Raw genomic sequence first — 26,657 nt, forward strand, 5'->3', positions numbered from 1 at the left:
GTTCAGAAATCTCGCTATTCACCGCTTACTCCTTGGCCTTGGCGCGGCCTTCGGCAGGCGGGATTTTGTCTTCGTCGCCACCGGTGGCGTTATCCGGCTCAATCGCCTCTTCCTGCTTCTGATACTGGGCCTGAACCTTGCGCAACTGCTCCTCCCACTCGGGCAGCATCGGTAAGTCTTCTTTGTTTGTTACTAGGCTGGTGTGGCTGCGCCGCTCAATCATCTGATCGCGAATGTGACGGTATTTATCGGAGGTAGCACCCATCAACATGGCATCGTCGGGCATCACACTGGCGCGAATAAATACCATCAGGTTAGTTTTGGTTTTAGAGCTGCTTTGGCTTTTAAACAAATTACCAATAATTGGGAGGTCACCCAACAAGGGTACTTTGGTTTCACTGGTACTGACATCATCCTGAATCAAACCACCCAGTACCACAATTTCACCCGAGGCGGCCATTACCTGAGTGTTGATCTTACGGGAGTTAGTCACCAGACCCGAAATACTTGGATCCGAGTTATCCACGCTGGAAATCTCTTGCGCGATATCCATGACTACCGTATCACCATCATTAACGTGGGGCGTGACCGTCAGCAAAATACCCACATCTTCACGCTCTATCGTGTTAAACGGATTCGTAGGGTTGCTGGAGCCATTGCCGGTGCCGGTATAAGAACCAGTCACAAAAGGCACCGTTTTACCAACGGAAATTTCGGCTTCATGGTTATCAGTAGTAAGCAAACTTGGCGTTGACAAAATATTGCTGGAGCCGTTGGCTTTAAGCATTTTTAGCACCGCCAACATATCGGTATTGCCACCTATGCGGCCAACGCCAAACACCTGACCGGCAATGCCGGCAAGGCTCCCGGCGAGAGTTGCCGTAGCGTTATCGCCCTCAGCTAAGGCACCGGCGGCAACGTTTCCCAGAGTGGAGTTATCACCTAAAGTAGAGCTACCAAAGCCAGAATCGCCGCCGTTGTACATCCATTCAATACCCAGCTCTTTAGAGTTGTTCGTCCCAAGCTCGACAATAATCGCCTCAACCAACACCTGCGCGCGACGAATATCCAAGCTCTCGACCAACACCATCAGCGACTGCAAAGTATCGCCATCGGCGGTAATCAAAATTGCGTTGGTGTCTTCATCGGCCTGCACGCTGGCTTTGAGCTGGCTGCTAGAGGCCGGCGCACCTTCGGCTGAGTCAAGTTTTTGCATGTTTTGCAGCACGCCGTTAAGTACGGTAGCCACTTGCTCGGCCTTGGCGTATTTAAGGTATTCAACCCGCACATTGGAGTTGGTAATTTGCGGCCGGTCGAGGCGGCGAATCAGCATTTTAATGCGCTCGCGCTGCATATCGTCGCCATTGACCAAAACCCCGTTGATGCGGGTGTCGGCCACTAAGGTGGCCGGTGCGGTGGCGTTGCCGCGCTGGGCGTCGGGCTTTTCGAGCTGCTGAATCACTTTAACAATGGCGTCCGCCTGAGCGTAGCGCAGCTCGACCAGCTCGGTGCTGACTACGGCGGCCTTGTCGATTTGTGCAATAACTTTAAGCAGGCGATCAATATTGGCGCGGGTATCGGTAACGATAATCGCGTTGCTGGGGTCGTAGGCCGAGATATGCCCGTGCTGGGGCACCAGCGGGCGCAATACCGGCAGCAATTTAGCGGCGCTGATATTGTCCAGCTGTACCACCTGAGTCATGTAGGTATCTTGCGCGCTGGCGTTAGAGCTTGGCTCCTGCGTCGGGATCGCCAGTGAGCGGGCATCGCGGTTGGGCACAATACGCACCACCTCGCCATTTTCCACCGCGGTAAAGCCGTGCACATCCAAAATCGACAAGAACAGGCCGTACAACTCATCGCCATTAACCGGCGCGTTAGAGATCACCTTAACCTGACCGCGTACTTTGGGGTCGATAACGATGGTTTTGCCGGTAGCCTCGGCGATAAATTTTATGACTTCCTGAATATCGGAGTCTTTAAAATTAACCGTCCAGGTTTGCTCGGCACTCATGACCACAGCGGGCAGCGCTAGGCTGACCACCAACAGGGCGACTTTGATTCGCTTGACGCTCGCTCTCACTACTAACCTCACTTATTGCAGCTCTACATCAATGGTCACGATTTCACCATCGCGCTCAATCTCGAGGCTGGCTGACGTGGTTTGACCTAAATTGCGGTAAATTTCCATAATCTTGCCGGGGTTATCCAGCGCGGTGCCGTTCACACCGGTGACAATATCGCCCGCCTGCAAACCGGCCGAGTTAAAGGCTTTGGGATTGCGGCCCGGGCGAATACGGTAGCCTTTAATCTGGCCGTTCTCGCGGTGGATATTAAACGCCACCACATCGGACAGGTTTTGGCTGATTTGCTCCACCGACGCTTCACTGGTGCTGGCTTGATTCACCTGATCCGCCTCAAGCGGCCCCTCTACCACAGACTCCTCGGCCGCCTGTTGGGTTAACTGTTCTTCGTCGCCCTCCCAGCTACGGCTGGCGGTGGGTGGCGGGTCGTAGCGCACCTGACGGCGAGGCGCGTTGGGATCGTCTTTGTACAGCCAGAGGGATTCATACTGGCCGTTGTTATCCAAAATTACCCGCTGATTCAGTACCTTGGCGACTTTTACGCCGCGCTGGTTTTCGATCTCATCGCCCGGGCCGTAAATCGCCTGGGTCTTGGCATCAGCGATAATCGCCCGGGCCGAGGCATCGACGCTCGAGCCTATAATGCCGCTTAAAACCAGCGACAACTTAGTATCCACCGCCTGATCTTCAATTTGCGGCTCCAGCGGTTGAACCGGCTCGTTGGCAAGCTCGGCCTCGGGGTCGCCGCCACCGGCGCCAAACAGGGTTAAGCTGCGCAGTTGCTCGACGTCCACATCCTGCGCCTGACTGTTAGCCTCGGTACTGGCCAGGGCATTGGCTGAAATTTCGGCCGCGGGGATTTCGGGAGTTGGCACCAACAGCCAAAAAAGCTGTGCCAGCGAATGGGTGAGCCACAGCAGAATCAATAGACCTGCAAGCTGTTTCCAGCGGCGCTCGGGGACACGGCGAAACGCTTGGGAGACTCGGCGCTGGACGTTGCCAAGCCGATCACCACCCGCCATGCCGGGGTCTTGCGTTGTAAGATTCTGCATAAATTAGTCGTTGTATTTGAGCCTGTTTAACTCGTTACTGTCGTACTTCGCAGGCTAACCTACATACAGCGGTATGTACTGGGGATACAGGCTTTTTATTCGGCCTCCGTCCATTGGAGCCGACCGATTGTACTGCAACACTTAACGAAAAGCGAAGCCTGCAAATGGCCCGAGTTCACAAAGGGCAAAAGCTAACGCTGTCACCGGGGCCACTGGGCTGGCTAGGCTACGCGGCCATTGTGACAGTTTTTTTGCAGTTGGGGTTCAACTCGCCGCCGCCTCAGCGTTAGTGCAGACCCGCTCACCCTGTTTGGACGCTGGATAACTCGCTTGCTATATTGCAACACTTATAAAATTTCGCAAGCGGCGGCCGCATATTTTTACGCATCAGGCGCCAGGCGATCACAGCGGCGCGCGCTTACAAGCGCGCATTAAGGACGACCAGCATGACCCTACGACGACCAGCCACTGCTGCGAGCCTCTTGTTACTGGCGGCCAGCGCCCACGCCGAGCTGCTTTGGCAAGCCGACTTTGAAACCGGCGACCTCTCACAATGGCCCTATGTCACCAACCCGGCAGGAGCCAGCGTCACCAGCGCCTGCGCCTATGATGGGCAATACGCCGGGCAAATTGCGATTACCGGCGATGACAAATACCTTTGGCACGGCAATGAGGCGCTCAACCGCAGCGAGTTTAACTACCAGCCCGCCGCCACCGGCGAGGGTGATACGACGCATATTGGCTGGAGCTTTTATTTGCCCCAGCCGCTGCTCGCGGTAAAGCACGAGATTGGCTATTGGGAGTCGGGCAACAGCTGGCAACAAAAAATGCGCTATAACCTGTTCGGTGAAACCTTAAGCTTTACCCGCTCTGATGCCGACGAACCCTACTGGAGCAAACCCGGCTTTGCCAGCGCCGGAGTTTGGCACGATGTCGCCATGACCGTACACTGGTCAACCGACCCGGCCCAAGGCTACGTTGATATCTGGCTGGACGGCAAGCCCATGGGCCGCACACAACTGCAAACCCGGGCGAACAACACCGATCCGATGTTTACCCAAATCGGCCTGTTGCGCCACCGGGTAGCGCAGCGCGAAGTCATTTTGCTCGACAATGTACGCGTCGCCGACACCATAGAAGACGTACTCGACGCCTTTGACCCGACCCAGCCTAAGACGTGCCCCTGAGTGCGCCCGAGCGCCGTATAATAGAGGTCTTTAATGCAGTTTGAATTTGCCCGGTCGATTCACGCCGCCGCGGCCCCCTCGTGGAACGCGCTGCTCGCTGACGATTACCCATTTGCCCGCCACGAGTTTCTCGCCGCACTGGAAGACAGCCAGGCCGTGGGCGAGGCCAGCGGCTGGCTGCCCCGACACTTACTGGTACGCGATGGCGACACACTGGTAGCCGCGCTGCCGGGATACCTTAAAGAGCACTCCTACGGCGAGTACGTATTCGACTGGGCTTGGGCCGATGCTTACCAGCGCTACGGCCAGCGCTATTATCCCAAGTGGATCAACGCCATTCCTTTTACCCCCTGCCGGGGCCCGCGCCTGCTGGGGCAACCCGACCACAATACCATCGCCGCTATCACCCAAACGCTGGACAACTATTGCCTGCGCGAGAGCCTATCGGGTTGGCACTGCTTGTTTCCCGATCAAAGCGTCAGCGAGGCGCTAAGCCAGGCGGGTAGCGCCCGGCGCCTCGGATGCCAATTTCACTGGTTTAACCGCAATTACCGCACATTCGATGATTTTGTCGCCACATTTACCTCGCGCAAGCGTAAAAACGTACTCAAAGAGCGGCGCCGGGTGCGCGAGCAGGGCTTTCAGTTTACGACGCTCACCGGCGCCGCCATCGAGCCGTACCACTGGCAGTTTTTTTATCAGCTGTATCAGCGCACCTACCTAAAACGCAGCGGTCACGGCGGCTATTTAAACGAGGCGTTTTTTCAGGCGCTGGGGCAAAACCTCGCCGATCACTGTGTGCTGGTGCTGGCCCAACTGGACGGGCAAACCGTCGCCGCCGCGCTCTACTTGTGCGATCAACACACCCTATATGGCCGCTACTGGGGCTGTCTGGCCGAATTCGACAACCTGCATTTTGAGACCTGCTACTACCAGGGCATCGATTACGCCATCGCCCAGGGGCTGACGCGTTTCGACGGTGGTGCACAGGGCGAGCACAAGCTGGCGCGGGGCTTTGAGCCAGTATTAACCTACTCTAACCATCACCTGTGTGACCCGCGCTTTGCCGCCGCCGTGGAAGACTTTGTGCGCGAGGAGGGCGAGATGACTCAGGGCTACTTTAACGATGCCGCCGCGCATTTGCCCTACACGCAACCCACACCCAACAACCCCCCGTCGCAAAAGGACTAACCCTTGCAAAAGCTCCTGGCCCGCGCCAACCTATTTGCCATTCTCGATCAAATCGACCGCGAGCCCCCCTCGTACGAACTGGGCCGGCCCCAGGCATTGCGCCGCGTGTTTATCACTCTGGCCACAGCCTGCGTTTGCCTGCTGCTGGTGCACTACGGCAAATACTCCACTAACCTAAACACCCTGTTGCGCGCCGTGGCCGAGCTCTCCGGCCAGCCGGCCAACGAGCTGCTACGCCAGCTAGAGCAATCCGGTTGGCGACAACTGGCGGGCTACGCCTGGTGGAGCTTTATACATTTGGCGGGCTATGTGCTACTGCCCTGGCTGGTGATTAGCCGCCTGTTAAAACTGCGCATGGCCGATATGGGCTGGCGCCTGGGCGACACTCGCGAGCACTGGTTAGGCTATGTGTTGTTGGTCAGCCCCATTTTGTTTTTTGTTTATTTGGTAAGCCTGGGCGGCGACTTCGTCAATCACTACCCATTTTATCATTTGGCCCAGCGCAGTTGGCTGGATTTAATCGTCTGGGAGTGCCTCTATATTGGCCAGTTTATTTTCTTAGAGTTTTTCTTTCGCGGCTTTTTACTCAACGCCCTGCGCCCGGCACTGGGGGCCAACGCCATCTGGGTCATGTGCGTGCCCTACCTGATGATTCACTTCCCCAAACTGTGGCTGGAGGCCACCGGAGCCATCTTATTTGGCCTGTTTTTGGGTATTTTAGCGCTGCGCTCGCGCTCGATCTGGGGCGGCGTGGCCGTGCATGTCGCCATTGCGCTAGCGATGGATATCGCCGCCCTGCTGCGTAAAAGCGGGCTGCCCGAGCAGTGGTGGCCCACGCTATAATCTGTGTTTTAACCAGACCATTCCCTGCAAGGTCGTTTACCGGTAGAATTTGCCTCTTTCAAGAATCGCCAGCGCCGAGCGACGGCGGGCACTAAGCAAGAGACAGGGCAATGGGAAGAGCATTCCAAAACCGCAAAGAATCCATGGCAAAAACCTCGGACGCTAAGGCCAAGGTTTACAGCAAATACGGCCGCGAGATTTACGTCTGCGCCAAACAGGGTGGGGTAGAGCCGGCTGGCAACCTGGCGCTGCGCAGCTTGATCGACCGGGCAAAAAAAGATCAGGTGCCCAGCCACGTTATCGACAAAGCGCTGGATAAAGCCAAAGGCGGCGCCGGAGAAGACTTCTCGCCGGCGCGCTACGAAGGCTTTGGCCCCGGCAATGTCATGGTGATTGTCGACTGCTTAACCGACAACCCCAACCGTACCATCGGCGATGTGCGCACCTGCTTTAACAAAACCAAAAGCAAGCTGGGCACTTCCGGTACCGTGAGCCATATGTTTGATCACAGCGCCATTTTTGTGTTTGCCGGTGAAGACGAAGAGGCCGTTCTGGAAGTGTTAATGATGGCCGAAGTGGACGTTACCGACATTGAAACCGAAGACGGTAAGATTACTGTGTTTGCCCCCAACACCGAGTACGCCAAGGCGCGCAACGCCTTAACCGAGGCCTACGAGGGGTTGGATTTTGAAGTGGACGAGATTCAGTTTGTACCGCAAACCATCACCGAAATTTCGGGCGACGATGTAGAGATGTTTGAAAAGCTGCTGGACATGCTCAACGACGCCGACGATGTGCAGCGGGTATATCACAACGCCGAAATCCAGGGGTAAAAAAATAGGGCGCAAGCTGCTGCCTGCGCCCCACACTGCTTTTGCTTTTTGAGATCTTACTTTTTGCTGCTCCTGTCGTACTTTCTTTTTTAATCACTGCTTTGCTTAAAACCGCTTTACTGGCGGCTTGTTGTTTAACGCTTGTATTACTCAAAAACCCCGCACGCTACCCGCGCGCCCCCGCCGCCTAACTTCTCGGGCGAGTCGGAATAATTATCGCCACCCTGGTGAATCATCAGCGCCTTACCTTCAAGGTCTCTTAACGTTAATCGCGGCGCTAATACTGGCTGCTCCGCCAGGCCGCGATCGGACACATACAGCGCTGGCAAATCACCTAGATGACCATCGCCCCAGGGCGCGCCGTGTTTTTCAGCCCCCATCGGGTCAAAGTGGCCACCGGCTGCCGCAGCGGGGGTGCCGTCTTCACCCGCCTTACAGCTACCATTGGCATGCAAATGAAATCCATGCGCGCCGGGCACTAAGCCTTCTAGCTTAGGCGTAAACACGACACCGTAATTGCTTTGATCGACCTCAATTTGCCCCAACTCTTGTGAGGCACCTGATGCATCCACTCGATACATAGTGACACTTTCGGCCATAGCGTTAGCGGCCAGTGTAGTGCACAACATGGCGGCTGCCAGAGAACTAATACGCAACATAACAAACTCCCATTCGCTTATGCATAATAAGACTGTTAAAAGTTGTACGGCATACAGCCATACCATTAGTTCGGTTAAAGCAATGACAGTGCCACGCATTTAACGCGCGCTACAAAAATGACAAAAACCAAGAGGTAACGCACAAACAGAGGCGTATTAGCGCGCAAGATCACACAGCAGGCGTGCCCCGGTTTGCGCCAGACAACGCACAACCAAAGTTTATATTTTGTAATTCACGCAACCCGTGGAAAAACACACAAACCACAGCGCGCTACAGCACAGATGTGGGCTTAGTGAATAGGCACGTGCTGTACCGAGCCATCGGGCAATACCTCTACCATCGTTTCGGCCGGCTCATCCAACAGCATCGCCGCGGCGGCAGCCACCGCAATGGTGGCCGCAATCACCATAAAAAATACCGATGTCTCGACAAACGAGAATACCGTTAACAACAACACCGCACCGATATTGCCGTATGCTCCCACAATACCGGCGATTTTCCCGTCTGACTGCGTCGAGTATCCGCGGGCCGCAAGAATCCACCTGCATGCCCACTAAAGTATGAGCCGGAATGGTCAGGGCAACGTTAAGTACCAATAGGGATTTAAACTGGTGATCGATGAGGGCTAATTGCTCTTGAATGACCAACATAAGAGGCGCGTGGTTAAACCGCACCAAAAAGCTAACAAAAAATGCCGGCCAAGTTAAATGCCTTAACCGAAATTTCCCGGAGAAAAACGTCAACGTTGCACGCTTCTGCCCATAATTCACATTGCTTACTAAAAGATGATCAGCTAAACAGCATTACGCCACAAGATAGCGCTTAACGAAGAATAGAGATTTTATGAGCGCCAAAGCGGTGCTTAGGGTATTTTTCTACCCTAAACTAGAGGAAATCGAGTAATGAATGATCAAAAAAGCACAAGGAGAATGGTGTCCGAAAGTAGCCAGTAATAAAGAAACCGCCGTTTTTTGCCTTTAGCGCGTGCAGTACTCCTGTGGCTCGCCCAGAAACATGGCGCCGGATAACCCGGCGCCATGCTTTAAGGGTAAAGTTACCGCAGCAGAGGTTAAGAGTCGCGGTCAGTCACCTCTTCACCCTCGTCGGCAATAATGATCTCTACCCGACGATTTTGTAATCGCCCGGCCTGTGAGTCATTACTGGCCACCGGGTGCGACTCGCCATAACCGCGGGTGCGAATCCGGCTGCTGTCCACACCGTCATCCACCAGTGATTGCTGCACCGAGGAAGCCCGACGCTCGGACAAGTTCTGATTGTAACTATCCGCACCGGTATTATCGGTAAAACCTTCGATCAGCACTTTGCGCTCGGGGTACTCGTTTAAAAAGTCCGCCACCCGCTTCAGGGTGCGCTCCGAGCCAGCCTTAATACTTGCCTCGTCGACTTCAAACAGAATATTACCCAGCGTCAAGACTAAACCGCGCTCGGTTTGCTCGGTGCTAATATTTTGCAAATCACTTTCGAGCTTTTGTGCCCGGTTCGCCATCTGTTGCGCGTAAGCCTCGGCGGCCAATGCACGCTCTTCCGCCAGGCGAGCCCGCTCGGTCGCCTCTTCGGCCTGCTGGTTCATTCTTTGTGCGCGCATTGTGGCACTCTCGGCTTCGGCTTCACGGGCGGCAATAATCAGGTTGCGGCGCTTTTCATCCGCTTGCTCAACCGTTTCATCGGCCGCTTTCATACGCGCTGTTTGCGCCGCCACATCAATTTTTCGATCGGCCAGATAAACCTGATGACTCACCACGTCGGGTTTCGCATCGGCGTTAAGCAAACTCTCGAGCTGCTCTACCGACTCTTCGGCCTCGCGCAGTTTAACCGGTGCGTAGCGATTGGCTTCATCGATGGTAGAGACATTGTCCAGCTCGGCGCGCAGACGAACTAAGCGCTCGTCTGGCTCTTCCGGTGTGGTCGCACAACCGCTCGCCAATAGTGCCGCCAATGTAGTACCTAACAATGCCTTTTTGTGATGTTTTATACCGTACATAATTCTATCCTCTGAGTTAGCGGTCGATTACTGTTGGTTCTTTTTGACTTCCTGCTCCAACGCGCGCAAGTTTTCTTCAACCTGATCGGCCGCTTGTTCGGATTTTTTGGCATGAGATTGAGCTATTGCAAGCTCCGAGTCGGCCACCGATTTTTCCAGCCAGTCCCGAGCCTCTGCGTTTTCCTTTTTAGCCAGTGCCGCTTGCGCCTTCTCTAAATTTTGTTGCGCATCGCGAAAGGCTAACGGCGCAAATTTTTCAGCGTTTAAGCTGCGCGCCTGCTCGACATTGCCCTCGGCCTGCGTCAATAAAGTGCTGGGCACCGGGGCGTTGTTAGCACACGCAGTGAGTGCGAAAACCGCCATTAATACCGTGAGTAAGCCAATTTTTATCCGTTGCATAGTTATCTCCAGTGCGTTTGTAAGTGCTACAAAATTCTGTAACAACACCAGTCAAACAGCGATTAATAGCGCTTAAATGACCAATTCAATGGGGATATTGCAAAGTGGGTGCCAGCCCAAAGGCCTGCCGGATACAATCATCACCAAAAGACCGCGCACCTTCAGCTATAGCGCTTTATCTAGGTTTTTACGCCTGCTAACTTAATGCGCCACAAACTCTTCCCTCATATAAAAAGGCCCCACTGTGAAGTGAGGCCTTTTAATCGTTTATGATCTCGTTTTATGCGTAAGTATTAACAGTCGCCGGTTTTTTCCCATACCTCCCACTGGCCAGAGAAGTCCGCGGGGTTTTGCCCCTGAGTCCACCATTTGGCTTCATACAAACCGCCATTGTGCTGCACGGTATCGCCGCTGTTGTAAACACTGGAGGCATCCCATACCGGGGTAGAGGAGCACAGTCCCGTGCTGGAGCTACTGGATGAGCTCGACGAACTCACCGACGACGAACTGCTAGAGCTGGAGCTGGACGAGCTACCCGCCTCTAAATCCATTTGATAGGTGTAGTTGCTGTTTAATACGTAAACGCGGTTCGCGTACAAGTCATTGCTGTTATAGCTCACGGTGCCATTGTTTAACACACCCACCTGTACCGCCGTTTCGCTGCTGTTAATCTCCGCGGCAAGTTCAGCCGTCCACGTATTAAGTGCTTGGTTGCTGGCGGTAATATCAAACTGATTAAACACCACTTCGCTACCACTGCCGTCAAACACCCTAAACCAAATCTGGTCGCCCGCGCTGGGGTTAATGCCTTGGTTTACGTAATTGCCGGCATTGCTCCAGGTGGGAGGCGCCACATCACCCAGCACCACATCGCTACAGTTGTAAAAGCCTTCGCCGGCTACATCCTGACGCTGCCAGCGGGTATAAAGAATGGCGTTACCGCTGCGATTAGTGGGCAAGCTTACATCCATCACGTAGTAACGCTTGCCGTTAATGGTTTGTAAGTTAGCGCTGGATTTCTCGTCCACCAGCTCTAAATCGGACCAGCTTAAAGTATCAGTGGCCGGGTTAAAGCCCGGCTTACTCAGGTAAAACTTCCAAAAGCTTGGGTCGTGCGGAGTCGAGGCGTAAAAGCGATACTCAAACTCCCCGGCGCCGTTTAAGCTAATTTGCTGCGCCGGCCAATCCGGGTGGGGCACATCGATACCGGCTTTGCTCGCGTCACCTGCGGCACACAGGCTGCCATCGGGCACGCCGGCCTCGACCGCCGCCTGGCTGTTATAGTTGGCGACATTTTTAGAGAACTCGATAGCCTGCACAAACTGATAGGTACCCGCCTCTAAAAAAGCGGCGCGGCAAGCGGCATTGGGGATGCCCGAGCCATCGGAGGGTGACCAGTAACCACCGTCTTCTTCACAATACGCTTGGCGCGCTTTGGGGTAATCGGCGTAGCCGTGGGCAAAACTTTGCTGGGCGCCTAGCGCCAGTAGGGTGCTGGCGCTTACCAGGCCGGCGGTTATGGAGCGGGTCAGGAATTTTTGTGTTTTCATACTGAAACCTTCTGTGTTGGTTAAAAAACATCACAGATCGCGGGCACCAGTTCTGCGAGACTGGCAGATCGCAAACGGCTCTCGTTTTATTATTTTACTGTTATTATCGGGTGATGATACTAGATATCATTTTTAATTATAAATAAAGATAGCTAATATCAGGCACGCTGGTTATTTCGATCTCAATAACCACTAACCAGCGTTAATAGCACGGCCTAAACCATACATAGTTCGCACGCCATTCAACTTGGCTTAAGAGGTATCAGCGGGGCGGTTATTGCAGAGGGCAACGGCATGCAGCTGGACGATCGCGGAAAAATATCGCTGGTTGTTGGTTTTTTCTAAGACGTAAGACCCATTAGTAAGTGTGGCGTGCCTCGTACGCCAGCCACTGCCGGAACGGTGCTTCGGACTCATCCAGCGCGCCGTGGTAAAAGGGGATTTGCCGCTCGGGGCCGGGAATATTCACTTCGCGATACACCAGCGAATCGTCAAACCCAGCCCCGGAGGCCTGCTCCCGGCTGGCGGCAAAAATTACTTTATCCGCCCGGGCCCAGTAAATTGCCCCTAAACACATGGGGCAGGGCTCGCAGCTGGCATAAAGGGTACAGCCGGTAAGCTGATGATCGCCCAGCACCTGGCACGCCTTGCGAATGGCCGCTACCTCGGCGTGGGCCGTGGGGTCGTGGTCGCGGGTAACACTGTTGCAGGCCTCGGCGATCACGCGGCCGCCTTTGACCACAATGGCCGAAAACGGCCCGCCGCCGGTGCGCGCCGAATCGCTGGCAAGCGCTATACAGCGCTGTAACAACTGGCGATCGGTCTGGGTTAATGCATCGCTCATGGACTACCCCGTTACACGCTACCGGATTAAACGCGATAGCAAGTCAAACTTATCCGCCTCGGTATCGACAAAGCGTAGTATCACTTTTACCGCGCGACTCTCTGGCCGGGGCTCCGCCGCCTGCAGCGAGTGCACATAGGCATTGAGCTGCACTTGCTCGGATTCATTGCCAATGTCCACCACCACCGGATCAAACAGCGCCGGCAAGTGGCCATCGCGCGCCATCAGTGCGCTAAACGCCTGTAGCGAGACCTCGCGCACCACGCAGCCCACCGGTGCCTGATTGCTGTCAAAGCGCAGCTGCGCCTTGAGCTTATCGGGCTTGGGAGCCTTTTCAGCGGGGGCCGCTGACTCTTTGGCAGCCGTAGCCGCGCCAAACCCGGCGGTTAATACATCCACCGATGATTTTGCAACTTGAGCGGCGGGGCCACCAGCACCAGCGCCGCGCGTGGGAAACTTGTTGATCTTTTTTAGCTGCTTAGTGACTTTGCCAAGCAGCTCTTCGGGGGTAAAAGGTTTACTTAAATAGTCCGACACACCAGCCTGCACCGCTTTAAGCACATGGCTGCGGTCGCCGCGGCTGGAGATCATAATAAACGGTATGTCTTGGTAGTGCTCATTGGCGCGAATGCTGGCCAGCAATTGCTCGCCGTTCATATTGGGCATCTCCCAATCGGACAGCACCAGATCCATTTTTTGCGCTTTAAGCTGCGCCAGGGCCCGGTGGCCGTCCGGCGCTTCAAACACCTCGACACCCGGCAGGCGCTCGCGCAGGTGCTTTTTAACCATGTCGCGGATAAAGCTGGCATCATCAACCACCAGTATGCGTAATGCCATAGGGCACTCCCTTTGTTGTACTTGCTTTTATACATTAGCCCATGGCGCGCCGGTCACTGTCGCTTAATCCAGTTTGCGAGTAAACACCCAGTCGCGCTCCGATGACAGCTCGGGGTTAAACCCATAGCCATCAACATCAAAGCTCTTTAGGTCTTCGGCCGATGTCAGGCGATTTTTAATGGCGTATGCACTCATTAAGCCGCGCGCCTTTTTGGCGTAAAAGCTAATGATCTTGTACTGGCCGTTTTTCCAGTCTTTAAACACCGGCGTAATCACCTCGCCGGCCAGCTTTTTAGGCTTAATGGCTTTAAAGTACTCATTAGAGGCCAGGTTAACCACAGTAGTGCTTTTTAGCGCCGATAACTGCTCGTTGACGGCATCTGTAAGCTGTTCGCCCCAAAACTGGTACAAATTAGCGCCGCGACTATTATTAAATTTGGTGCCCATTTCCAGCCGGTAGGGCTGAATAAGATCCAGTGGCCGCAGCAGGCCGTATAACCCCGACAAAATTCGTAAATGCTTTTGTGCAAAGTCAAAATCCCGCGCTTTAAACGTCTCGGCGGCGAGACCGGTGTACACATCGCCCTGAAACGCCAGCACGGCTTGCTTGGCATTACTGGGCTTAAAGGGCGTCTTCCAGGCCTGAAAGCGATCAAAATTAAGCACTCCGAGCTTGTCGGAGATGTGCATCAGGCCCGAAATATCCGCCGGCGATAGCGCTTGCAGCTCTTTAATTAATGCGCGCGAGTCTTTTAAAAAGTCGCTGTCGGTGTGTTTTTCAGTCACCGGGGCCGACTCAAAATCCAGGGTTTTAGCGGGGGAGATCAGTATCAGCATGGCTCTCTCAGTCAGTGTTAGCGTGTATTACCGGGGCGTAAGCTACTCGGGTTTAAGGATGTCCAGCCACCAATTGAGCGGCGTGGTGCCATCGGTTGGGTCGTAAACGTTGCCGTACTGCCAGGCGCTATCGTCGCCATTAATGGTGTTAAACACCGCCTCGATCTCGGTAAAGCCGCAGCTAACGTGCAGGGTATACACCAGCATACGTGGGGTCTCGACGTCTAAATCGCCGCCGAGCTTAGCCACCGGACCGCTCAGTTGGTCGGCCAGCGCCTGAATATCGCCCTTGCAAAAAACCTGCACGGCAACGTTGCCGCTGTGGGTTACGATCTCAAACTCGCGCTTGTCCGGTTGGCAGCGAATCACATCGCCACTGGCAATGCCTTTAACAAAAGCCGGTGATCGCACCAGCTGTACAGAGTTGTCCTCCAGCACTTTTACCGGAAGTCGCTCGACCATGGGCTGGCCATCGGGACGCAGGCCGGCAAACAGCTCGACCGCCTGAAGAGTTTGCATGAATACCTCGTTCGGTTAAATTTGTGACATTATAACCGGCAAAACCCGCGCAACGATGAATAATGCTTAATTGCGCAATAGCGCAGCGCAATGACTAACGGAGGCACCTGTGACTTACTGGAAACAACTCACCCTGCTGGTATCGCTGACCATTCTAGCAACCGGCTGCAGCGTTAACCCGGTGACCGGGCAAAACGAGCTATCGTTTATGTCGGCAGAGCAAGAGGTCGCCATCGGCGCCCAGCAGTACGAGCCCAGCCAACAATCTCAGGGCGGGCGCTATGTGGTCGACCCGGATCTAAATCAGTACGTCAGTGAAGTGGGGCAAAAGCTGGCCGCCGTCAGCGACCGGCGCGAGCTGCCCTACGAGTTTGTGGTGCTAAACAACAATGTACCCAACGCCTGGGCCCTGCCCGGGGGCAAAATCGCCATTAACCGCGGCCTGTTAGTGCTGTTGGACGATGAGGCCGAGCTGGCCGCCGTACTCGGCCACGAGATTGTCCACGCCGCGGCGCGCCACGGGGCCAAGCAACAAACGCAGGGCACGTTGCTCAATGTTGGCCTGATGGCCGCCGGGGTGGCGCTGGCGACACAAGATCACGAGGCCGCCGGCCTCGCGGTGGGCGCGCTGGGTGTTGGTGCCCAGGCTTGGCAAGCGCGCTATGGCCGCGACCAGGAGCTGCAATCGGACAAATACGGCATCGAGTATATGGTGCGTGCCGGCTACGACCCGCAGGGCGCGGTCGAGCTGCAAAAAACCTTTGTGAAGCTCTCCGAGGGGCAGCAAGCCAGCTGGATGGAAAGCTTTTTTGCCAGCCACCCGCCGTCGCAGCAGCGGGTCGAGGCCAACAAAAAAATGGCGGCCGAGCATCCCGGCGGCGTGCGTAATCGCGCCGAGTACCAGCGCGCCATCGCGCAACTGAAAAAAGACCAGGACGCCTACGCCGATTACCAAAAAGCGCTAAAAGCCCTCAGTGAAGAAGATGTCGCCAGTGCCAAAAAGCTGGTGGACAGCGCGATTGCAAAACAGCCCAAAGAAAACCTGTTTTGGGAGCTTAAAGGCCGGGTAGAGGCCAACGACAAAGACTTTGATGGCGCCGCGACGGCCTTTGGCAAAGCGATTTCGGCCAACCCTGAGTTTTTTCGCCCCTATGTGTACCGCGCCCTGGCCTACCGCCAGCTAGATAAGCCCGATGCCTCGGCGCAGGACCTGCAAAAAAGTATGCAACTGCTGCCCACCCAAATTGCCAGCTACTATTTAGGCGAGTACGCCCTGCAAAACGGCGATACGCAAAAAGCCGTTAGCTACTTTCAGCAAGCGGCACAAGGTGGCGGCGAGATTGGCGAGGCCGCCAAAGCCCAGCTGCAAAAACTGCAACAACCTCAGGGTTAACCGGTATAATACCCGCCCATTAGCCAGCGGCAGCGCCGCTGGCATCGCACTTTGTAACAATAATAACGCTGACGCCACTGACGCGTCCGGATTTTATGGCGACACCCGCAGCACCCACTAACACTCACAACACAGCGCCGCCGCGCTTGTTGCGCGCCCTCGATGCGATTACCGAAACCACCGGCCGCGCAACCGCCTGGCTCACCTTAATTATGGTGCTGGCCACCGTCGCGGTAGTTGTGCTGCGACGCCTGCTGGGGGTGGGGTCCATCGGCCTGCAGGAATCCGTCACCTACATGCACGCGGCGGTGTTTTTGCTCGGCGCCGGTTACGCCTTAAAGCACGGCGCGCAGGTGCGGGTGGATGTGTTGTATCGGCGCTTCCCGGCCCGCACCCAAGCCTGGGTGGACGCCGTTGGCGCTATCGCTTTTACCTTGCCATTTGCGCTGTTTATCGGCTGGATTAGCCTCGACTTTGTCACCGGCTCGTGGGCGGTGGCCGAGCGCTCTACCGACGCCGGCGGCCTTGCTTATGTGTATTTGTTAAAAACCCTGGTGCTGGTGTTTGCCGTGTCGTTAACCATTGCCGCACTGGCCGAGCTGCTGCGCGCCGGCTGGGTGCTCATCACACGCCCAGATACTCCAGCTGCACCCGGGGCCCGCCATGTTGATTGAGTTTTTGCCCCTGTGGATGTTTGCCGCCGTCTGCCTGCTGCTTATGCTGGGTTACCCGGTGGCTTTTACGCTGGCCGGTGTTGCACTGTTATTTGCCGGGGGCGGTATTATCGCCGGGGTGTTTGACCCCTCGCTTATGCACACCTTCCCCAGCCGTATTTTTGGCATTATGAGCAACTACACATTGGTGGCGGTGCCGCTGTTTGTGTTTATGGGGGTAATGCTCGAGAAATCCCGCCTCGCCGAAACCCTGCTGAGCAATATGGCCCGCGCCTGCGGTCGCTTGCCGGGCGGGCTGGGCCTGTCGGTCATTTTAGTGGGCGCGATGCTCGCCGCCAGCACCGGCATCGTCGGCGCCACAGTGGTCACCATGGGGTTAATGTCGCTGCCCACCATGCTGCGCCACGGCTATCACCCATCGCTTGCCACCGGCACCATTTGCGCTACCGGCACCCTGGGGCAAATCATTCCGCCGTCTATCGCTTTAGTCTTATTAGGCGATGTGCTCTCTAACGCTTACCAGCAGGCGCAGTTGCGCCTCGGCGTACTCAACTTGCAAACCGTATCCGTGGGCGATTTGTTTGTCGGCGCTGTGGTGCCGGGGCTAATACTAGTACTGCTGTATATCGTCTACCTGCTGGCGGTCGCCCGCTTTGCGCCCCATAAAGCTCCCACGGTTACACAGACGCTGGAGGATAACAGCGACAGTACAGCTCCCACCGGCGGCCGTTTATGGCTCTCGCTGGTGCCGGTATTGGTGCTGATTGCTCTGGTGTTAGGCTCGATACTAACGGGCGTTGCCACCCCCACCGAGGCCGCAGGCGTAGGCGCCATGGGCGCGCTGATATTGGCCGCCGCGCAGCGCCAACTCAACCGCGAGCGCCTTCTGGATGTGATGCGCTCGACTGTTCGCATCAGCGCCATGATCTTTACCATTTTGCTCGGCGCCTCGCTCTTCTCGCTGGTGTTTCGCGGCTTTGGCGGCGAAGAATTAGTCCACGAGCTGTTTAGCAACTTACCGGGCGGCCACATAGGCGCCTTGCTGGTGGTGATGCTGGTGATATTTTTACTGGGCTTTATTCTGGATTTTATCGAGATCACCTTTGTGGTGGTGCCGATTGTTGGCCCGGTGCTGCTGGCTATGGGGATCGACCCAATCTGGCTGGGCATTATGATCGCCATCAACCTGCAAACGTCTTTTTTAACGCCGCCGTTTGGCTTTGCCCTGTTTTACCTGCGCGGGGTCGCGCCCGACTCGGTGGCTACCGCCGATATTTACCGTGGCGTTGCGCCCTTTATTGCACTGCAATTGTGTTTGCTGGCGGCGCTGGCCATTTGGCCGGGGTTGGTAACGTGGCTGCCGTCAATAATGCGCTAAAGCCGCCGCCGGCTATTGGATATACTTGGGTTGAGTATCCAGGCACTCACTCCGGGCCGCCCATTAAACTTATTTCTTTGTCGGCTGTCCTTTACTTCACACAATAGTAAGGGCGGCTCTGCTATATTTAGCACTCTGCCAGGCTTTAGCGCCGCGATCACGCACACGGAACACAAGGTACTCTTAATATGGCCATGCACGGTCTCGATGACGATCCAACCCCCAACGGCGAATTAACACTGCAAACCCTGTCGATGCCCGCCGACACCAACCCTTACGGCGATATTTTTGGCGGTTGGCTGATGTCGCAAATGGACATTGGCGGCGCCATTATGGCGCAGCAGATCGCCCGGGGCCGGATCACCACCGTAGCCGTGGGTAATATGGCCTTTTTGCGCCCGGTACCCATTGGCGCCACCGTCAGCGTGTACGCCGATGCCACCGACGTGGGCCGCTCATCGATTCACATCACCATCGAGGTATGGATCAAAGTCGCCAGCACCGGCGAAGTGGCAAAAGTCACGGAGGGCGAGTTTGTTTATGTGGCGATTGACGATAACGGCCGTACCCGCCCCGTACCGCGTGATTAGGGCAAGATTTGTAAAATAGCCGGCGCATCAGCGGCAAAGTGACAATTATTGTTGGCTTTATGCGGCCGCACCGCTATTTTCGAACAAATCTTAACCGCGCCACACCGCCAGCTTTGATAGCGTAACAATATGAAACCGCTAAGGATTTGGCAACATGCTTAAAGACAACCACAGTGGCTTTGGCCTAATCAGTATCGCCATCCACTGGGTCAGCGCCATTGCGATTTTTTTTATGTTTGGCCTCGGCTTTTACATGGTCGACTTAGGCTACTACGACCCCTGGTACCACAAAGGCCCGGCGCTGCACGTTAGCATCGGCTTATTGCTGTTGCTGCTAACGCTGGCGCGACTCGCCTGGCGAGTGTTTAACCCAAAACCTAAACCCGTACCCGGCGTCGGCAAATGGCAACACTGGGCCGCCGAGGCGATGAAAATCGTACTCTACGCCCTACTGCTTACCTTGCTGATCTCCGGCTACTTAATTAACAGCGCCGAGGGCAAAGGCCCAATGCTGTTTGATTGGGTAAGCTTCCCGGTGTTTGTCCAGATAGACCCGGCACAGGTAGATCTGGCCGGCTTTATTCACCGTATATTTGGCTGGCTCATCGTCATTCTGGCAGGCGTTCACGGCCTTGCCGCCGTCGCGCACCATTTTATATTTCGCGATCGCACCCTGGTGCGAATGCTTAAACCCGTTAAACCTGCAAACACACAGTAACGCTTTTACGCAAACTCAAGGAGAACGCAATGAAAGCAGCAAATGGTTGGATGAAAAAAACACTGGCAAGCGTCGTACTGGCTAGCAGCGCCGTTGCTGCCAGCTCGGCCATGGCCGCCGATTACGTGATCGACACCAAAGGCGCCCACGCCTCGATCAACTTTCAGGTGCAGCACTTGGGCTACAGCTGGTTGCTCGGCCGCTTTAACAACTTTAGCGGCAACTTTAGCTACGACCCACAAGACGTGGCCGCCAGCAGCATCAACGTGACCATCGACACCACCAGTGTCGACAGTAACCACGCAGAGCGCGACAAGCACTTGCGCAGTGGCGACTTTTTAGAAGTTGATAAATACCCCGAGGCCAAGTTCGTCAGCAAGCGCATCAGCGATATTGATGACAACGGTGAAGAGTTTGATATCGTCGGCGACTTAACCCTGCACGGCGTCACCAAAGAAATCACCATCGAGGTAGACAAAGTTGGCGAAGGTAAAGACCCCTGGGGTGGCTACCGCGTAGGCTTTGAAGGCGAAACCGAAATCCGCATGTCTGACTTCGGCATCACCAAAGATTTAGGCCCAGCCTCACAAGTGGTTGAGCTTAAACTGCACATTGAAGGTATTAAGCAGTAGTTAACAAGTCTGACGCCTGATGTCGGATGCAAAACCGTGCGCTTAAGGGCGTGCAAAAAAGGCCGCCCTCATAGAGGAGCGGCCTTTTTACTATTTTACGCAATCAGCATTAACTTACTGACGCAGCAAACGCCAGTGTTGGTTGTTAGCACCGGTGCGCTGCCACTGTAGTACATTGGCACCATTGGCGGTACTGCGGCCGTCTACGTCCAAGAGCTTATTGCTCATGTCCGATTCGATTTCAACCATGTTGCCGCCCACTGAGTTCAAGCGCCATTTTTGTCCGGGGCCGCCCCAGTATTCCCACTGGGCAATATCGGCGCCGTTAGCCGTGCTCTGCTCCCATACGTCCAGGCTTTTTTGGCTCCAGGCATTAATCAGGCTGTAAGTGCCGGTACCTTGATCAACCAAATACCACTTCTGGTGCAACCAGTCGTTAAAGTCGTACTGCACCACACTGGTACCGTTGTCGGTAACGGCGCCTTCAATTTCCAGTGCCTTACCACTGTGACGCGACTGCAACTGGTACAAACCTTCACTGTAACCGCCACAGCTGTGGATCGAGTTAAAGTTGCTGGTCATGGTGGGCCAACCATTCACAAAATCCATACGCTGAATATCCAGCTTGGCCGCGCCATTGTCGTTTAAGTCGTAGTAGTGAGTGCTGGTGTAGTTACAACCGTCTTGCTTAATGATACCAACGTGGCCCGGCCCCTTGCGGTTGCCGCTTACGTTAGGCATTAGGTTACGCTCGCCGGTGTAAGGCCCAAACACACTGGTAGAGCGCGCCACTTGAACCCGGTAGGTACTATTTACGCCCTGACAACAGTTACCGCGGGTAAAAAACAGGTAGTAGTAATCACCGTTGCGGGTAATGTAGGGCGCCTCGATCGACTGATGGCCGCCACCAAAAATGTGCTGCACCGATGACGACAGCTTACCGGTGCTCTGGTTAACCTCAGCAACCCCAAGGCCACCAAACCACGAGCCGTAAGACATATACACCCGGCCATCGTGATCGCGAAACAAAGCCGCATCAATCGCATTAATTTCATTGTTGCCGCCATAGGATTGCACCACCGGCCCCAGATCTTCCCAGTTAGGGCTTTTTAACGACGCGGTGCGGGCCACACCAATCGCCGAGCGGGAGCTACCAAAACTCGACACCGAGTAGTACAGGTAAAAGTAATCACCCATCTGGATAATATCTGGCGCCCAAAAGTGACCACCAAAACCGGGCACGGCGCTGTTAATCCAGCTGGGCCAACCGTTAGCGAATACCGTACCTGGGTTGCCCCAGTTCACCATATCGGTAGAGCGGGAGTACCAGACACCATCGCCGGTGGTGAAGTGAAAATAGGTATCGCCGTCCTTAACCAGAGTGGACGGATCGTGAGAGTTAGTAATACCGGACAAGTTAAGCGCACTGGCAAAACTGCTACAGGCGATCAGGCTCAAAAGACCGACTCGGGCAGTTTTACGCGCTATATCGCGTACAGAAAAGAACATAAACAACCTCTTTTATCATTATGTAAGGTTTCGTCGTCCATAACATTATTTGTAATATAGTCCTATAATAATCTTAACAGTAATTAACCTAACTGCCTAGTAAAGCACCAGCTGACAACGCCAGAGTGTGAGGAGGAGCGCTAAATGGCCGCCAAAAGCGGCTAAGCTGAGAGTAACCAAGAGGTATAAAGCACGACTTAAATGGTGCTAAGATTCTGATACTAAAGGAATTTTGTTAAAAGTAAGCCCTGACTCAGAGCAAAGTAAGGGTTATTGACTGGCTACCGCCTTGATCCGGCATTCCGATGAGTTGCTGGCCGATAGCGCTTCACGTTTCAGAACGTACCCAGCAGCCTAATGGCTGATGTGTTCATCTACACGTCTTGTGATTACTGATACGAATAATTGACGCGAAAATCCGTCGATGGGGGCACTTTAAAATTAACCTTCCGCAGGCTTTGTCACAAAGCCCCTCTCGATATTCCCAACAAAGCCCACACTCTCATAAACCCGATGGGCACCTTTGCGTTGTTCACCCGAGAGCAACAACACTTTGTAGCACTTTTTCTCCCAGGCCAACTGCAGTGCAAAACGCAATACCGATTTACCCAGCCCTTTCCCGCGGGCATCCGGCAAAGTAACAACATGCTCAATTACCCCAAAAGGCCGCGCGCCTTGCGCCATACTGGGAACAATGCCAAGCATGCAGGTAGAACATAGTTGGCCCTCGGCTTCGGCGACCACGATTTCCGTGTTCGGGTTACCAATAATAGCCGTCAACGCCTGCGCGGCCACATCAGGCGTTAGTTCCGGGTCTGTCGGCCGCAACGTTTTGTACAACGCTAATATTCCGCTAAGATCTTCTTGCCTGGCAAGTCTAGGCACATTTGAATTCATTTGGCCTCCCAGAAAAACAACAAAAAAGGGGCCCCTCTACACGATTATTAAGAGGCATCTAGCCAACCTTTTTTAACCGCATAGTCAACTTTAGATCTGAACCAGCGGTAAATTTCCGGGCTTTCCGCTTCGATAAACTGATGCATCTTTAACACCTGATCTTTGTGGATGCCATTGTCTATCCAGGCTCGGCCCTCGCTGTTTATGTTGTGCAGAAAGGGCAGCAGGCGATCAACAATTTTTAAAAGCTTGGCCTCTTTACTGCCTCCCACTTCTTGTTCATCCCAAAGGGCAAGCATATTGTGGATTGGGTTTCCGGCATGAGCCGCTATTTTTTCAACGTATTTACGCTCTTCAACATGGGCATTGTCTCTGTTGGCACTGTATAAAAAGGTATCGCCAGCGCCTATTTCCCCAAGGTCATGCAGCAATGCCAGCTTAAGTAAGCTAGATAGGTCGTACTCTTCTTCAAATAGCTCGGCAAACGCCCAGCAAGCCATCGCCAAATGCCATGAATGCTCCGCCGAGTTTTCAAGCCGCTCGCCACCGCTAATGTAAGTACGGCGATTAACCAACTTCAATGCATCCAACTGCAGTAAAAAATCAGACGTATTAGAAACTCTATCAGACAATGTTGCTCTCCTATTCCGTTTTAAGTGCGCCTAGCGCAGAGCAGGGCACGCTTACCCGTCAGTCTAGCTGTCGGGTTAAACAACGGCCCCTTGGCTCGTCACCTTTATGCAGCACGGTATCGGAATGTAAAAACTGTGCCGCGGCAGCCGAATCTTTTACCTTAACAGCGCTGCGCGCTAACATCTCTGACTCAAATTCAGTTAATACACTCTGCCGCAAACCTAGATCGCGCCACTGGGACAATGGCCTACAGCCGGTGGCAATAGCGCGAGCTAATGCCAACGCATCGAGCAGCGCCTGGTTCGCGCCCTGGCCTTTAAACGGGCTCATAGGGTGCGCCGCATCGCCAATCAAGGTTACCTTCGCGGCTTTCGCCAATAACTCCGGCGTAAGTAATTCCCGATCATACACCGGGTAGCCCGATACCAGCGCCGTTTTAGTGGCCGTTAAAATTTGTGGAATAGGGCTGTGCCACTGAGTTCTGCGGCAGGCTTCGTCTTTTAGTGCCTGAGCGCCCTGGTTACTCAGCGCGATGGCCTCACTCTCGGGCATCGGAAAACTCAACTGCCACATCACCGAGTCAGCGGTGTAAGGCATTACATAGAGCCGCTCATTGCCGTTGGCCGTTTGAAAAACCGTGGCCGAATCCAGTAAATCATGGGTAAGACCATTTAAATCCGCCAGCGGGCAAATACCCAAAATCACGATACAGCCCAAATAATGCAACGGGGTCACATCCTCGCCAATCAATAGCTGGCGCACCGCACTGCGAATGCCATCGGCCCCCACCACCAGATCGGCCTTGGCGTGCTCCACCGTACCGCCCACCTGAAAGTTTAAATCGACACGGCCATCCTTACCCTCTTTAAAACCAATAAGCCGATGCCCCCAACGTACTTCATCTCGGCCGCCGAGTTCATCCAGCAATGCTAAGCGCAAAAATTGCCGGGCAATATGCACATTGGTTCGCTTTGTCCCTGCACTTGCGTTATCGGCTTTCCACTTGCGTACGCCCCATTCACCCAGCACTGTGCCGTCGGTGGTGTGCACCAGGTGCCGGGTAGAAACCACACCGTCTTTTAAATCAAACAGCCCCAGCCCGGCAATCGCCTTACTCGCCTGTTGCAGCGTTAAACCATAACCCTGCGAGCGGGCATCAAAGCTGCTGTCGCGCTCATAAAGCGTAAAAGGGATTCGGCGGTGCAAACAAGCCAGCGCCAAGGCTACCCCGCCAATACCACCGCCAATAATGGCTACGTGCGGGAGGTTATCGGTATCCGCCAGCGGGCGGCTCGCGCAGTACACCAACCCCGAACCGCCACAGTGGGCACAGTCATCTAGGTGTGCCTTGGGGCGAACAGGGGCCAGCCCCCCGCGGTTAAGCCGGACAAACTCATCCAGCTCGCGCTGGTAGCGCAGCCGTACTTTTTTACGCAGCCGACGGCTTTTTTGACCACGGCCCTGGCACTCCGGGCAAACCGTCCAGCTACTTGATTGGGTGTTCAATGTTCATTCTTCTTGATTGTTGGATTCCGATGAGAAGGTGGGCATTCTAGCAGCTCTAGCATAAGGCACAGGTAACGGCGTACGCCATCAGTTTAAAAAGGCCGCCGCCCCGTAAAGATGAATGCGCAAGGGACTCTCACCTTTCAGGCAAGCAATATCTGGATATTATTACGTGAACGAATGGCCAGTGGTTTCCGCTTATTTCCAGCCAAAGGCCCACCGCGAATCATCTTTTAAATCATTCCAATCTATTGGGTTAGCTCGCTTTGTAAACACGGCCTCTAATACGCATAAAATCACTTCGTCATCTTCGTCAAACTCAACCTCGGTGACGATAAAGTGCTTTTCTTTATCTACTGGTGTAACCGCCGTCCACTTACTGTTAAGCAATTTCTTCGGATTGATCTTGTTCACGGAAGCTCCCTTAACTCTTCAAATTTCACCTGGCACACCTTAGACAAGCGCGCCGGCCGGAATCGCAGATAAAAACTGGCCATGATTGCTGCTATTACCGATTTAAGTTTAACCCGTAAATTATCTCGGCGACTTCTTACAAGTACCAGACTGATTACAAATACTAGCCTGATTACAAGCACTAACTAATAGTCATGTGCTTCGGTTAGAGCTCTTGTGCAATACCCAACAAAATTGGCAAAGCAGGCTCGACCATATTGTGCCCATAACCATCCATTTCATAGATACGGGTATTTTTATGCCCATTAACTTTTTGCATTCGTGCAAAATAAGCATTTTCTTCATATCGACCTAGTAGCTCAAGCTCACGGTCGCCCGTAATGAGCGTAATTGGCGGTGCATCTGCCCGGACATGAAACAGCGGCGCCAAGTCATCCACAATCGGCTGCTCCCCTTTAACACCCCTTTCTTCCCTAACCGTAAAATGCGTTATGGTGTGCCCACTAAAAGGCACAAGCCGCGCAATTTTATTGGCATCCATTTTATATTTGGCCAACCATCGTTTATCCATCACCGTCATTAGCGCCAAATAGCCACCGGCGGAATGACCAGAAAGCACCATTTTATCTTTATCACCACCGTACTTTTTAATATTCCTGTAGACCCAATCCACGGCACGGGCGGCATCATCAATGTAAGTCGGGGATTTTACCGTGGGGAATAATCGATAGTTCGGCGCTACGACACAAACGTCATGGTGTAGTAATCGCTCGGGCAACTCTTTTTCGCCGGACCGTAAGCCACCGCCGTGAAACCAAACGATAACAGGCGCATTTTCCACATTATCCGGGCAATAGATATCCAGCTTAGCGCGCTCTACTAAATACGCACCGACATTTTTCGTATCACCGTCAAGGTATGGCACATCTTTCCAGGTTTCTGAGTAGCTGCTAACGCAAAAGAATAACGCCACCAAGCAAAAGGAAGAGAGCATTTTAGGTTTTAGAATATTCATAGACATTTCTCTTTAGGTAATCGCTTACTTATTATGGAACACGCAAAGCACTACAAAGCGCCGCCTGTTTTTACTAAGGCTGAGATCAAAGCCGTTCGGCCAATCGCCATTAGGCATTGGCCGCCAACAAAACACCAATAACGGCCAGCACAAAACCGAAACATAAAATAACCGACGGGAGGTTATTTTTTGCCAACTCGCTTAACTTGGCTCGCACCATCTGCTTTTCTTTATCGCAGATATAGTCCCCACAACCTCGGCAATACTGATCCGTGATACAAATAAACTCTAAGCAATGCACACATCGGTATCTATCTCTGGTGTTCCAGGGTAGTGCGCCAAACACTGAGCTAAATTAGCAGGCTGTTGAAAAAGCCCCTTACGTACTCAGGCTTTCAGGCTGGCTCGTAATCTAGGCGCCATTTTGAAGGTGTGTGTCCACCCATCGAAACGTGGCAAC

General features: G+C 54.1%; 27 protein-coding genes. 10 read left to right on the forward strand and 17 right to left on the reverse strand.

Annotated features, from left to right (window positions below; all coding sequences use genetic code 11):
* Positions 1-25 precede the first annotated feature (25 nt).
* The gene (gene gspD, locus AAC019_RS12575; RefSeq protein WP_339899306.1) at positions 26-2,083 is read right to left on the reverse strand and encodes a type II secretion system secretin GspD; all 2,058 of its coding nucleotides are present in this window, start codon (positions 2,081-2,083) and stop codon (positions 26-28) included.
* A 12-nt stretch (positions 2,084-2,095) separates the two neighbouring features.
* The gene (gene gspC / locus AAC019_RS12580; RefSeq protein WP_339899308.1) at positions 2,096-3,136 is read right to left on the reverse strand and encodes a type II secretion system protein GspC; all 1,041 of its coding nucleotides are present in this window, start codon (positions 3,134-3,136) and stop codon (positions 2,096-2,098) included.
* Positions 3,137-3,582: 446 nt separating this feature from the next.
* On the opposite strand from gspC, the gene AAC019_RS12585 reads away from it, so the two are divergent.
* The 4 genes from AAC019_RS12585 to AAC019_RS12600 all read left to right on the forward strand — a co-directional run bounded on the left by AAC019_RS12585 (position 3,583) and on the right by AAC019_RS12600 (position 7,190).
* Positions 3,583-4,323 carry a heparin lyase I family protein gene (locus tag AAC019_RS12585; protein ID WP_339899309.1) on the forward strand — a complete coding sequence of 247 codons (741 nt, stop codon included), beginning with the start codon at positions 3,583-3,585 and terminating at the stop codon, positions 4,321-4,323.
* 33 nt (positions 4,324-4,356) lie between these two features.
* Positions 4,357-5,514 carry a GNAT family N-acetyltransferase gene (locus tag AAC019_RS12590; protein ID WP_339899310.1) on the forward strand — a complete coding sequence of 386 codons (1,158 nt, stop codon included), beginning with the start codon at positions 4,357-4,359 and terminating at the stop codon, positions 5,512-5,514.
* Positions 5,515-5,517: 3 nt separating this feature from the next.
* The gene (locus AAC019_RS12595; RefSeq protein ID WP_339899311.1) at positions 5,518-6,357 is read left to right on the forward strand and encodes a CPBP family intramembrane glutamic endopeptidase; all 840 of its coding nucleotides are present in this window, start codon (positions 5,518-5,520) and stop codon (positions 6,355-6,357) included.
* 110 nt (positions 6,358-6,467) lie between these two features.
* Positions 6,468-7,190: a YebC/PmpR family DNA-binding transcriptional regulator gene (locus tag AAC019_RS12600; RefSeq protein WP_339899312.1), complete on the forward strand. Its 723-nt coding sequence runs from the start codon at positions 6,468-6,470 to the stop codon at positions 7,188-7,190.
* A 146-nt stretch (positions 7,191-7,336) separates the two neighbouring features.
* Here the strand turns inward: AAC019_RS12600 and sodC are convergent, their stop codons facing one another.
* The 9 genes from sodC to AAC019_RS12645 form a co-directional block, all read right to left on the reverse strand.
* Positions 7,337-7,849: a superoxide dismutase [Cu-Zn] SodC gene (gene sodC, locus AAC019_RS12605; RefSeq protein WP_339899313.1), complete on the reverse strand. Its 513-nt coding sequence runs from the start codon at positions 7,847-7,849 to the stop codon at positions 7,337-7,339.
* Positions 7,850-8,139: 290 nt separating this feature from the next.
* The gene (locus AAC019_RS12610) at positions 8,140-8,334 is read right to left on the reverse strand and encodes a hypothetical protein (RefSeq protein ID WP_339899314.1); all 195 of its coding nucleotides are present in this window, start codon (positions 8,332-8,334) and stop codon (positions 8,140-8,142) included.
* Between the two features lie 585 nt (positions 8,335-8,919).
* On the reverse strand, positions 8,920-9,852 hold the full coding sequence (locus AAC019_RS12615; protein WP_339899316.1) for an OmpA family protein: 933 nt from the start codon (positions 9,850-9,852) through the stop codon (positions 8,920-8,922).
* A gap of 27 nt (positions 9,853-9,879) precedes the next feature.
* The gene (locus AAC019_RS12620) at positions 9,880-10,251 is read right to left on the reverse strand and encodes a DUF4398 domain-containing protein (RefSeq protein ID WP_339899317.1); all 372 of its coding nucleotides are present in this window, start codon (positions 10,249-10,251) and stop codon (positions 9,880-9,882) included.
* 293 nt (positions 10,252-10,544) lie between these two features.
* Complete coding sequence (locus AAC019_RS12625) at positions 10,545-11,801, reverse strand: lytic polysaccharide monooxygenase (protein WP_339899318.1); 1,257 nt, start codon at positions 11,799-11,801, stop codon at positions 10,545-10,547.
* 358 nt (positions 11,802-12,159) lie between these two features.
* Positions 12,160-12,645, reverse strand: a complete 486-nt coding sequence (locus tag AAC019_RS12630) for a nucleoside deaminase (protein ID WP_339899319.1) — start codon at positions 12,643-12,645, stop codon at positions 12,160-12,162.
* A gap of 18 nt (positions 12,646-12,663) precedes the next feature.
* Positions 12,664-13,482: a response regulator gene (locus AAC019_RS12635; protein ID WP_339899320.1), complete on the reverse strand. Its 819-nt coding sequence runs from the start codon at positions 13,480-13,482 to the stop codon at positions 12,664-12,666.
* 63 nt (positions 13,483-13,545) lie between these two features.
* On the reverse strand, positions 13,546-14,319 hold the full coding sequence (gene yaaA, locus AAC019_RS12640; protein ID WP_339899321.1) for a peroxide stress protein YaaA: 774 nt from the start codon (positions 14,317-14,319) through the stop codon (positions 13,546-13,548).
* Positions 14,320-14,361: 42 nt separating this feature from the next.
* Positions 14,362-14,838 (reverse strand): DUF4265 domain-containing protein, encoded by a 477-nt coding sequence (locus AAC019_RS12645; RefSeq protein WP_339899322.1) that lies wholly within the window; start codon positions 14,836-14,838, stop codon positions 14,362-14,364.
* 109 nt (positions 14,839-14,947) lie between these two features.
* Between AAC019_RS12645 and AAC019_RS12650 the strand changes: the two genes are divergently transcribed.
* The 6 genes from AAC019_RS12650 (at position 14,948) to AAC019_RS12675 (ending at position 20,223) form a co-directional block, all read left to right on the forward strand.
* On the forward strand, positions 14,948-16,231 hold the full coding sequence (locus tag AAC019_RS12650; protein WP_339899324.1) for a M48 family metalloprotease: 1,284 nt from the start codon (positions 14,948-14,950) through the stop codon (positions 16,229-16,231).
* Positions 16,232-16,326: 95 nt separating this feature from the next.
* Positions 16,327-16,905 (forward strand): TRAP transporter small permease subunit, encoded by a 579-nt coding sequence (locus AAC019_RS12655; protein ID WP_339899325.1) that lies wholly within the window; start codon positions 16,327-16,329, stop codon positions 16,903-16,905.
* The gene (locus AAC019_RS12660) at positions 16,895-18,283 is read left to right on the forward strand and encodes a TRAP transporter large permease subunit (protein WP_339899326.1); all 1,389 of its coding nucleotides are present in this window, start codon (positions 16,895-16,897) and stop codon (positions 18,281-18,283) included. The genes AAC019_RS12655 and AAC019_RS12660 overlap by 11 nt, the downstream gene beginning before the upstream one ends.
* A 194-nt stretch (positions 18,284-18,477) precedes the next feature.
* Positions 18,478-18,873 (forward strand): acyl-CoA thioesterase, encoded by a 396-nt coding sequence (locus AAC019_RS12665; RefSeq protein ID WP_339899338.1) that lies wholly within the window; start codon positions 18,478-18,480, stop codon positions 18,871-18,873.
* A 154-nt stretch (positions 18,874-19,027) separates the two neighbouring features.
* A complete protein-coding gene (locus AAC019_RS12670) occupies positions 19,028-19,591 on the forward strand; it encodes a cytochrome b (RefSeq protein ID WP_339899327.1) in 564 nt (187 codons plus the stop codon).
* A gap of 29 nt (positions 19,592-19,620) precedes the next feature.
* Positions 19,621-20,223 carry a YceI family protein gene (locus tag AAC019_RS12675; RefSeq protein WP_339899328.1) on the forward strand — a complete coding sequence of 201 codons (603 nt, stop codon included), beginning with the start codon at positions 19,621-19,623 and terminating at the stop codon, positions 20,221-20,223.
* A gap of 114 nt (positions 20,224-20,337) precedes the next feature.
* Here the strand turns inward: AAC019_RS12675 and AAC019_RS12680 are convergent, their stop codons facing one another.
* The 6 genes from AAC019_RS12680 to AAC019_RS12705 form a co-directional block, all read right to left on the reverse strand.
* A complete protein-coding gene (locus AAC019_RS12680; RefSeq protein ID WP_339899329.1) occupies positions 20,338-21,732 on the reverse strand; it encodes a family 43 glycosylhydrolase in 1,395 nt (464 codons plus the stop codon).
* A gap of 441 nt (positions 21,733-22,173) precedes the next feature.
* On the reverse strand, positions 22,174-22,629 hold the full coding sequence (locus AAC019_RS12685) for a GNAT family N-acetyltransferase (protein ID WP_339899330.1): 456 nt from the start codon (positions 22,627-22,629) through the stop codon (positions 22,174-22,176).
* A 47-nt stretch (positions 22,630-22,676) separates the two neighbouring features.
* The gene (locus tag AAC019_RS12690; RefSeq protein ID WP_339899332.1) at positions 22,677-23,261 is read right to left on the reverse strand and encodes an HD domain-containing protein; all 585 of its coding nucleotides are present in this window, start codon (positions 23,259-23,261) and stop codon (positions 22,677-22,679) included.
* 58 nt (positions 23,262-23,319) lie between these two features.
* A complete protein-coding gene (locus AAC019_RS12695) occupies positions 23,320-24,768 on the reverse strand; it encodes an FAD-dependent monooxygenase (protein ID WP_339899333.1) in 1,449 nt (482 codons plus the stop codon).
* Positions 24,769-24,966: 198 nt separating this feature from the next.
* The gene (locus tag AAC019_RS12700) at positions 24,967-25,182 is read right to left on the reverse strand and encodes a TIGR02450 family Trp-rich protein (protein WP_339899334.1); all 216 of its coding nucleotides are present in this window, start codon (positions 25,180-25,182) and stop codon (positions 24,967-24,969) included.
* 205 nt (positions 25,183-25,387) lie between these two features.
* Positions 25,388-26,197 (reverse strand): alpha/beta hydrolase, encoded by an 810-nt coding sequence (locus AAC019_RS12705; protein WP_339899335.1) that lies wholly within the window; start codon positions 26,195-26,197, stop codon positions 25,388-25,390.
* Positions 26,198-26,657: the final 460 nt, after the last annotated feature.

The sequence above is a fragment of the uncultured Gilvimarinus sp. genome, assembly GCF_963975215.1.
Classification (GTDB): Bacteria; Pseudomonadota; Gammaproteobacteria; order Pseudomonadales; family Cellvibrionaceae; genus Gilvimarinus.